Source organism: Streptomyces sp. NPDC005803 (assembly GCF_040630435.1).
Taxonomy (GTDB): Bacteria; Actinomycetota; Actinomycetes; order Streptomycetales; family Streptomycetaceae; genus Streptomyces.
In genome coordinates this window covers 155,844-162,559 of sequence record NZ_JBEXXO010000022.1, presented here as the reverse complement: position 1 = coordinate 162,559, position 6,716 = coordinate 155,844, and the positions used below count along the sequence as shown (strand labels likewise).

Genomic DNA, 6,716 nt, shown 5'->3' with positions numbered 1-6,716 from the left:
ATCCAACGTCAGGTCATCGGCGAAATGCCGGTCACCGGTCGCGTCGGGCACGTACTTCACACAGACAACGATCCTCAAGCTCACGCCGGCTCTCCTACTGCATCGTCATTTCCGGGCTGCCTTGTTGCACGCAGCATAGGCGCCTGATGGGGCGATTTCCGGTCGGGGCGACCGACGCTCCGACCGTAATATTACTCGTCAGTACACCTATTGGGTGTCCATTAAGCAAGCGCTTGGCACTGTGATCTGGCCTACGCCCGGCACGCCGGCGACGCCCGGAGTTCTCAGTCTCGCAGAGCCGTGAACCTGCCCTGGTGATGGACGAGCGGCCTGCCGCCGCCGGCCGGATCACCGACGACCGCCTGCGCGATCACGATGCGGTGGTCACCCGCCGGGATCCGCGCCACGACCCGGCAGACGAGCCAGGCGAGCACGCCGTCCAGCACCGGGACACCTTCCGGTCCGCTGCGCCAATCGGTGGACGGACCGAACCGGTCGGCCCCGCTGCGCGCGAAGGTGGCGGCCAGTTCCCGCTGGTGCTCACCGAGCACGTGGACGCCGATGTGGTCCGCTTCCGCGATGACCGGCCAACTGGACGACGCGGTGCCGACGCCGAAGGAGATGAGCGGCGGATCGGCGGCGACGGAGTTGAGGCTGGTGGCGGTGAAGCCCACCGGCCGGTCACCCGCCGCGGTGATCACCGCGACACCGGCGGCATGCTGCCGGAACACGGAGCGGAGGAGATCCGGGGATGCCGTACGGGGACTGCCGGTCTCGGGTGATGCCGTCATGGAGCTGTCCTTCTGCGCGTCTGAGGTGCGGGGCCGTGGATGCTCAGGCATCCGGACAGCGCGCACTCGCGTGGCGGGCGAGGTCGAGGGGGACCCGGCCATGGAGAAGGGGTTCTGGCGGCATAGCGTCAGAGTGACGATGCGTGGCGGGTGCAGTCAAGAGCGTCCCACCAGGTGGGAGATGCGTCACGGTCCGTCACATCGCCTCCCCCAGCGCCGCGACGACGTCGACCGTGCGTGGCTGCCCGACGGCCCGGCGGACGACCAGGCCGGAGGCGTCGAGGACCAGGACGGTGGGGGTCCGGCTGATGTCGAGCGCGCGTACGAGAGTGAGATGCGCCTCGGCGTCGATCTCCACATGGGCCACCCCCTCGACCATGCCGGCCACCTCCGCGAGGGTGCGTCGGGTAGCCCGGCAGGGCTGGCAGAACGCACTGGAGAACTGGACCAGCGTGGCCCTCTCCCCCAGTTCGACGCCGAGTTGGGCCGCGTCGAGCCTGTCCGCACGGGTCCGCCCGTCCACCTTCAGCCTCCTGTCAGAGCTCTACGCATCGGATCAGCGCCCAGGGCCGCCGGGACATTCCCCGACGTTCCACGTGACGAGAATCTCGCGGCCCGCGTCCGCCGAGACTGGCCACCGCGACGCGCATGGGGCACGATCGGCGCAATGCCGCAAACCTACGGCTGCGTAACTTCCGCCGGGAGAACCCTCCCCGGCGCAGAAGAAGGGTCTTCTCCAGATGGCAGAACTCGTCTATCAACCGGTCATCGGCGCCGCTCGTACCTTGTTCAAGGCGCTCGACCTGAAGATCGACACCCAGGGTTCGGAGCACATCCCGAAGACCGGGGGCGCGGTTCTGGTAAGCAATCACATCAGCTATCTCGACTTCATCTTCACCGGCCTCGCGGCGCTGCCGCAGAAGCGGCTCGTGCGCTTCATGGCCAAGGAGTCGGTGTTCCGGCACAAGGTCTCGGGCCCTTTGATGCGCGGCATGAAGCACATCCCCGTCGACCGCAAGCAGGGCGAGGACGCGTACGCGCACGCGCTGGCCTCCCTGCGTTCCGGCGAGATCGTCGGCGTGTTCCCCGAGGCGACGATCTCGGAGTCCTTCACGCTGAAGAGCTTCAAGTCGGGTGCGGCACGGCTGGCCCAGGAGGCCGGAGTGCCGCTGATCCCGATGGCGCTGTGGGGCACCCAGCGCCTGTGGACCAAGGGCCGGCCGCGCAACTTCAGGCGCAGCCACATCCCGGTGATGATCCGGGTCGGCGAGCCGGTGGAAGCCCCCACCGATCAGTACGCGGGCGCGATCACCCGGCGGCTGCGGGACCGCGTACAGGACCTGCTCGAGGCGGCCCAGCGCGCCTACCCCGTGCGCCCGAAGGACGCGAGCGACACCTGGTGGGTGCCCTCGCACCTCGGGGGTACGGCTCCGACGGCGGCCGAGGTGCGCGAGCGCGGCTGAGGCCCGCCGCGGGCCGGGGTGGAAACGTCCCTCCGGGGCACGGGGCGGCGCTCCGTGCCCCGGGGCCCGGCCTTCCCAGGTACGCGAGGGACGGGCCCTCGCTTCGCGACGCCGGGAAGGTGACGGCCTCGTCCAGTGCTGCCCGCGGAGCGGCGTTCAGAGCGCCGTAGGCAGTATGCGCCAGAGCTCGGCACGGTCGGCGGCCGTGCGCAGGCCACGCAGGACGCGCGGATGCGGTGCCGCGTGGAGCACCGGATAGTCCACTTCGCCGAGCTCCGGCCGGACGGGCCAGGCCAGCCTCTCCTCGTCCAGCGAGAACTGCGCGTCCACCCCGGGGCGGTTGCCCCGCGGATCCTGCCTGTCCCAGCGGTCCCGGCCGGGCAGGCGCAGGGCGATCAGTCCGTGGATCACCCCGGGGCTCCCGTCGTCGTCCGCCAGCCCCTGGTAACAGAGGGCGGTGGGGATGCCTTCGGCCCGCAGCAGCGCGGCCAGGGCGTGCGCTTTCGCGTGGCAGATGCCGTTGCGGGTGGCGAGGACGTCCGAGGCGCGCCAGGTGACGCGCATGTCGCCCGAGTCGGCGGAGTGCACGACGGTGTCGCGTACGAAGCGGTACGCCGCTTCCGCGTACGCGTGGGCATCGGCCGCCCCGGAACGGAGCCGCGCGGCCGTTTCGCGGACCAGCGGGTGTTCATGGTCGATGGCGTCGTCGGCGGCGAGGTACGCGGAAAGCCGGGGCACCTGCTGTATCAGCTCCATGGCCGCCGAGCGTAGGGAAGCGGCCGACCGGAGTCAATACCTTTCCGGCCGACCGCATAGTCATGCATGCCCTAGCGCGCAGCCATCTCTTCCTTCAGGGCGAGGACGAACGCGTCGACGTCGTCCTCCGTGGTGTCGAAGGCGCACATCCAGCGCACGTCGCCGGCCTTCTCGTCCCAGAAGTAGAACCGGAAGCGCTTCTGCAGCCGCTCGCTCACCTCGTGCGGCAACCGCGCGAAGACCGCGTTGGCCTGCACGGGGTAGAGGATCTCCACACCGTCCACCGCCCGGACGCCCTCGGCGAGCCGCTGGGCCATGGCGTTGGCGTGACGGGCGTTGCGCAGCCACAGGTCGCCCGCGAGCAGCGCCTCCAGCTGTACCGACACGAAGCGCATCTTGGAGGCGAGCTGCATCGACAGCTTGCGCAGGTGCTTCATCGCGCGGACGGCGTCCGGGTCCAGCACCACGACGGCCTCGCCGAAGATGGCCCCGTTCTTCGTCCCTCCGAAGGAGAGCACGTCGACGCCGACGGTGTTGGTGAACGTACGCATGGGGACGTCGAGGGAGGCCGCGGCGTTGGCTATCCGGGCGCCGTCGAGGTGGACCTTCATGCCGTGTCCGTGGGCGTGCTCGCAGATGGCCCGGATCTCGTCCGGTGTGTAGACGGTTCCCAGCTCGGTGTTCTGGGTGATCGAGACGACCTGCGGCATGGCCCGGTGCTCGTCGTCCCAGCCGTACGCCTGCCTGTCGATGAGCTCAGGTGTGAGCTTGCCGTCCTCGGTGGGCACGGTGAGGAGCTTGAGGCCGCCGACCCGTTCCGGAGCGCCGCCCTCGTCCACGTTGATGTGGGCGGACTCGGCGCAGATGACCGCGCCCCAGCGGTCGGTCATCGCCTGGAGCGAGACCACGTTGGCGCCGGTCCCGTTGAAGACGGGAAAGGCCTCGGCGGTGGGGCCGAAGTGGCTGTGCATCACGCGCTGGAGGTGACCGGTGTAGTCGTCCTCGCCGTAGGCGACCTGGTGGCCGCCGTTGGCGAGGGCGAGGGCCGCGAGGATCTCCGGGTGGGTCCCCGCGTAGTTGTCACTGGCGAATCCGCGTACCTGCGGGTCGTGATGACGACGCGCGTCGGTCCTTACGGTTGCGGGGTCAGCCACAGGCGCTTTCCGTTCACTTCCGGGGCGGGCCGGTCCCAGACGCCGGCGATGGCATCGGCCAGCTCCTTGACGTCCGTGAAGCCCGCGAACTTCGCATTCGGGCGCTCGGCGCGCATCGCGTCGTGCACCAGTGCCTTCACGACCAGGATCGCAGCAGCGCTCCGCGGGCCCTCGTCGCCCCCCGCCTTACGGAAGGCGTCCGCGAGCGCGAGGGTCCAGGCCTCCGCCGCCGCCTTCGACGCCGCGTAGGCGGCGTTGCCCGCGGTGGGGTTGCTCGCACCGGCCGCGCTGATCAGCAGGTAGCGGCCGCGGTCGCTGCGCTGCAGTCCCTCCTGGAAGGCCAGGGAGGTGCTCTGGACGGTACGGATCAGCAGCTTCTCCAGCAGCGTCCAGTCGGCGAGGTCGGTCGCGGCGAAGCTCGCGCTGCCGCGCCAGCCGCCCACGAGGTGGACCAGACCGTCGATCCTGCCGAACTCCTTCTCGGTCTTGTCCGCCCATTCACGGGCCGCGCCGAGATCGAGGAGGTCCACGGTGTCACCGGTGACCGTGGCGCCGCCGTGGGCGTAGCGCGCCGCGTCCACCGCCTCGGCGAGCCGGGTGGCGTTCGCGTCCGAGGCGACGACGGTCGCGCCCGCCTCGGCGAGCCGGAGCAGGGCTGCCCGGCCGGCCGGGCCGGCCGCCCCCGCGACGGCTACGACAGCGCCTTCGAGCGCACCGCTTCCGCTGCCCTTGCCGTTTCCGTTCATGGCCACCGCCTCCTCACTACGTGCGCTCACGCGGCCGCCTGCCCGGCGTCCGCGGCGGTGATCCCCTTGGTGGAGGCGATCACGTTCTTCAGCTTCTTGGAGAGCGCCTCATAGAACATGCTCAGGGGAAACTCGTCCGGAAGCACGTCGTCGACGAGTTTGCGGGGCGGCTGGGAGAGGTCCAGTGCGTCGGGGCCCTTGGCCCAGCGGGATCCGGGGTGCGGCGCGAGATACGTCGCGACCAGGTCGTAAGCGGCGAACCAGTGGACCAGCTTGGGGCGGTCGATCCCGTCGCGGTACAGCTTCTCGATCTCCGCGCAGAGCTGGTTGGTGACCTGCGGGGCCCGCTCCCAGTCGATCTTCAGGGTGTTGTCCGTCCAGCGCACGACGTCGTGCTTGTGGAGGTACGCGAAGAGCAGCTGGCCGCCGAGACCGTCGTAGTTGCGGACGCGCTCGCCGGTGACCGGGAAGCGGAACATCCGGTCGAACAGCACGGCGTACTGCACGTCTCGGCCCTGCCCGAAGCCGTCCGCCTCCAGCTTCACGGCCTCCTTGAAGGCGGTGAGGTCGCAGCGCAGCTCTTCGAGCCCGTACATCCAGAACGGCTGGCGCTGCTTGATCATGAACGGGTCGAACGGCAGGTCGCCGTGGCTGTGGGTACGGTCGTGGACCATGTCCCAGAGCACGAAGGCCTGCTCGCAGCGCTGCTGGTCGCCGACCATCGCACGGATGTCCTCGGGCAGCTCGACGCCCAGGAGCTCGACGGAGGCCTCGGTGACGCGGCGGAAGCGGGCGGCCTCGCGGTCGCAGAAGATGCCGCCCCAGCTGAAGCGCTCGGGGGCCTCGCGCACGGCGATGGTCTCCGGGAAGAGCACGGCCGAGTTGGTGTCGTACCCGGAGGTGAAGTCCTCGAAGGTGATGCCGCAGAACAACGGGTTGTCGTAACGGGTGGCCTCCAGCTCGGCGAGCCACTCGGGCCAGACCATCCGGAGCACGACGGCTTCGAGATTGCGGTCGGGGTTGCCGTTCTGCGTGTACATCGCGAAGACCACGAGGTGCTGAAGCCCGTCGACGCGGTCCTTGGCGGGCTGGAAGGCCAGCAGCGAGTCGAGGAAGTCGGGGACGCCGAATCCTTCGGCGGCCCAGCGGCGCAGGTCCGTGACGAGGGCGCGGTGGTACGCGGCGTCGTGCGGGAGCAGCGGTGAGAGCTGCTCGACCGCGGTGGCCACCCGGTCCAGGGCCTCCCCGGCGACCGCCGGGGTGGGCGCGTCCTCGGCGTCGAAGTCGATGGAGCCGTCCTTGGCCTGCCAGGGGCGAATCTCCTCCACGGCATTCTTGAGCGCGGGCCAGGCGGGGTGCTCGACCACCCGCTCGGCTGAAGCTATGTCGCCGGCGGCGACGTCGTGCACAAGAATTTCCGTCATCACACTTCCTCCACGGGAGAACCTCGCGTCACGCAACCGTATCCGTGCACGGTTCTCGGAGACAAGTGGGGACCTGGAAATTATCCTGCACATCCCCCATGGTCACCGCGATTTTTCCTGTCATCCAGCGTTTCGACGACTCTTCCGTGGACGGTGGAGGGCGGTGGCCGGGCGGCGTCAGGACCGCCCGGCCTCCGTCGTGCGCCTACCCGGCAGCCCGCGCGGGACACGCCCCGCCGGCGCGTGTGCGGGAAGCCACTCCACGGCGCGCGGCCCGGCCCGTACTCCACGTGGACGCCAGGGGCCGCCGGAAGTGGTTCGTGCCGCAGCGCCGCGTGGGTAGGAGCAGCAGACGGGGAAAAGCCGTCGACGGAAGCGAGAG

General features: G+C 70.0%; 7 protein-coding genes and 1 pseudogene. 1 reads left to right on the top strand and 7 read right to left on the bottom strand.

The genetic code is table 11. The features are described 5' to 3' along the window. From ABZ454_RS28365 to ABZ454_RS28355, 3 genes and pseudogenes are all read right to left on the bottom strand, one after another. A pseudogene (locus ABZ454_RS28365) lies at positions 1 to 84 on the bottom strand (electron transfer flavoprotein subunit beta); the annotation flags it as partial. A gap of 200 nt (positions 85 to 284) precedes the next feature. Next, complete coding sequence (locus tag ABZ454_RS28360) at positions 285 to 791, bottom strand: flavin reductase family protein (protein ID WP_359542107.1); 507 nt, start codon at positions 789 to 791, stop codon at positions 285 to 287. A gap of 196 nt (positions 792 to 987) precedes the next feature. Further along, positions 988 to 1,314 carry a thioredoxin family protein gene (locus tag ABZ454_RS28355; protein WP_356319496.1) on the bottom strand — a complete coding sequence of 109 codons (327 nt, stop codon included), beginning with the start codon at positions 1,312 to 1,314 and terminating at the stop codon, positions 988 to 990. A gap of 217 nt (positions 1,315 to 1,531) precedes the next feature. On the opposite strand from ABZ454_RS28355, the gene ABZ454_RS28350 reads away from it, so the two are divergent. Next, on the top strand, positions 1,532 to 2,254 hold the full coding sequence (locus tag ABZ454_RS28350; protein WP_356319497.1) for a lysophospholipid acyltransferase family protein: 723 nt from the start codon (positions 1,532 to 1,534) through the stop codon (positions 2,252 to 2,254). A 156-nt stretch (positions 2,255 to 2,410) separates the two neighbouring features. Here the strand turns inward: ABZ454_RS28350 and ABZ454_RS28345 are convergent, their stop codons facing one another. The 4 genes from ABZ454_RS28345 to ABZ454_RS28330 all read right to left on the bottom strand — a co-directional run bounded on the left by ABZ454_RS28345 (position 2,411) and on the right by ABZ454_RS28330 (position 6,334). Continuing rightward, positions 2,411 to 3,010: a transglutaminase domain-containing protein gene (locus ABZ454_RS28345; RefSeq protein WP_356319498.1), complete on the bottom strand. Its 600-nt coding sequence runs from the start codon at positions 3,008 to 3,010 to the stop codon at positions 2,411 to 2,413. A gap of 71 nt (positions 3,011 to 3,081) precedes the next feature. Then, on the bottom strand, positions 3,082 to 4,164 hold the full coding sequence (locus ABZ454_RS28340) for a low specificity L-threonine aldolase (protein WP_356319499.1): 1,083 nt from the start codon (positions 4,162 to 4,164) through the stop codon (positions 3,082 to 3,084). After that, a complete protein-coding gene (locus ABZ454_RS28335) occupies positions 4,143 to 4,910 on the bottom strand; it encodes an SDR family oxidoreductase (protein WP_356319569.1) in 768 nt (255 codons plus the stop codon). Before ABZ454_RS28335 ends, ABZ454_RS28340 begins: the two co-directional genes overlap by 22 nt. Before the next feature lie 26 nt (positions 4,911 to 4,936). After that, positions 4,937 to 6,334, bottom strand: a complete 1,398-nt coding sequence (locus ABZ454_RS28330; protein WP_359542104.1) for a DUF6421 family protein — start codon at positions 6,332 to 6,334, stop codon at positions 4,937 to 4,939. Positions 6,335 to 6,716 lie beyond the last annotated feature (382 nt).

What these genes read in the sequence shown, in the direction of transcription:
- ABZ454_RS28360 (WP_359542107.1), bottom strand. Translation starts at nt 791, where the DNA reads ATGACGGCATCACCCGAGACCGGCAGTCCCCGTACGGCATCCCCGGAT.
- ABZ454_RS28350 (WP_356319497.1), top strand. Translation starts at nt 1,532, where the DNA reads ATGGCAGAACTCGTCTATCAACCGGTCATCGGCGCCGCTCGTACCTTG.
- ABZ454_RS28345 (WP_356319498.1), bottom strand. Translation starts at nt 3,010, where the DNA reads ATGGAGCTGATACAGCAGGTGCCCCGGCTTTCCGCGTACCTCGCCGCC.
- ABZ454_RS28335 (WP_356319569.1), bottom strand. Translation starts at nt 4,910, where the DNA reads ATGAACGGAAACGGCAAGGGCAGCGGAAGCGGTGCGCTCGAAGGCGCT.
- ABZ454_RS28330 (WP_359542104.1), bottom strand. Translation starts at nt 6,334, where the DNA reads ATGACGGAAATTCTTGTGCACGACGTCGCCGCCGGCGACATAGCTTCA.